The sequence below is a fragment of the Bradyrhizobium sp. 61 genome (assembly GCF_023073075.1).
Classification (GTDB): Bacteria; Pseudomonadota; Alphaproteobacteria; order Rhizobiales; family Xanthobacteraceae; genus Bradyrhizobium; species Bradyrhizobium barranii.
On sequence record NZ_JADPIU010000059.1, the window covers coordinates 1 to 1,204 of the forward strand.

General features: G+C 67.9%; 1 pseudogene. It reads right to left on the bottom strand.

The features are described from left to right. Positions 1–85 precede the first annotated feature (85 nt). Positions 86–1,204: pseudogene (locus IVB46_RS21000) on the bottom strand (hypothetical protein); the annotation flags it as partial.

A 1,204-nucleotide genomic window follows, 5' to 3' on the forward strand; every position in this document is an offset into this window, starting at 1 on the left:
AGCCGATTTTTGGTTCGGGTGCCCCTGATGCGCTTGCCTATGCAATTGGCTGGATCCTCGTTTCAGCGGTGATCTACTGGTTTCGTCACTGACGGCGGCCCGTGTTGCTCGTCTCCACGGCAAGCGCGCCGGCGCCGCCGCGGCCGATCGAGCGGGCGATTTGCTGGACGCGCTGGATACGCTGGATGGTCTGGTCGACCATGTTCTGCAGCGCATGCGGGTTCATGTTGGGCGCGCGCTGCAGGAGGATTTCGGCGACGTGCCGACGCACTTCCGGCGTGTTGCCGCTGAGCACGTTTGATCCAGCCGCGAGCACGTCGCGCACTGCGGCGCCGGGGTTCCCGGACAGGATGTTGCGCACCACCCCAAACACGACCTTGGGCTCTACCGCCATGGCGTTGGCATCGGCCAGATTGTCGGCTGTGCGTGACCCACCGAGCGCCTGATTGCGGGTCTCGAACATCGTCATTTCGCGGCCGAGCCGCCGCTGCATCATGTCGTTGCCGGGCGCGAGCGCGGCCGCTTCATCCCGGAAGGCGTCACTGGTGAGCGGGCGCGCCTTGTTGGCGCCAATGGCAGCGCCTTGCGCCTGCTCAATCAGCGGGTCGGCGTAGCCCGTGCGAAAGCCAGCCTGCCCCTCTGGCGTGAGCCCCTGGAAGGCTGGAATGGTGTCTTCTGGGCGGCCGCGTAGCGCCGCGGTGCGGCCCTGGTCGATCGCTTCGATGTTGCGCGAGGACTGCGCGAAGTTGGCGTTTGCAGCCCGATAGCCCGGGCTTGCGGCTTCCATCGCCGCGTCAAGCTCACGCACGGCTTGACCGATGAGGCGCGCGCGGTTGCCGTAGCCGTTCTGCAGGGCGTTTTGGGCTGTGTCCGCCATGTCGCTGCGGATGCGCTGCACTGCCTCGAAATCGTTGGGGTCGACGCGGGCGAGCCGCTGCCGAAACGGGTGAAGTGCGCCCTCGATCGTATCGTTCGGAGCCTGCAGCGCCTGCCCGGGGCCGGTGCCGATGGTGCGGTCGATGTTGTTGAGGGCCGGAACAACGTCGACTTGTCCGGCGCCAGCCCGGGCCGCGCCGTATTCAGCATCGGCCGTCGTGCGGCGCGCCCCTTCCATGGCCGTCCGCTGCTGTGCGGCTGTCTGCGGTGCGTCGAAACCCTCAGCTAGCGCAGAGGCGACGCGGCGGCCCTGATCGGCCTGCCGGCC